At 57.3% G+C, this 246-nt stretch carries 1 protein-coding gene; it reads right to left on the bottom strand.

Annotation, left to right across the window (positions count from 1 at the left end):
* Nucleotides 1-60: 60 nt before the first annotated feature.
* Nucleotides 61-246: hypothetical protein (locus HMPREF3044_RS13265; RefSeq protein WP_210400554.1), on the bottom strand; the 186-nt coding region annotated here is incomplete at its 5' end.

Raw genomic sequence — 246 nt, 5'->3', positions numbered from 1 at the left:
CTCTTTCGGGAGCAGCCTTTCATTGAGGGCGGCTATGTGAAACTTCCCGCAGACAGCTACCTAGCTAAGGTCGCTGCTCTTTCGGGAGCAGCCTTTCATTGAGGGGTTTCTATGCCACCTCTCCACGTTCTCACCGTCGGCAAGGTCGCTGCTCTTTCGGGAGCAGCCTTTCATTGAGGGGTGTGGGATCCTGAGGTCGTGTGGATCGACGGCGAGGTCGCTGCTCTTTCGGGAGCAGCCTTTCAT

It is taken from the genome of Corynebacterium sp. HMSC073D01 (assembly GCF_001815555.1).
In the GTDB taxonomy this organism is placed as follows: Bacteria; Actinomycetota; Actinomycetes; order Mycobacteriales; family Mycobacteriaceae; genus Corynebacterium; species Corynebacterium glucuronolyticum.
Note: the sequence above shows the minus strand (reverse complement) of the source record. Positions and strands in the feature narration are given on the sequence as shown.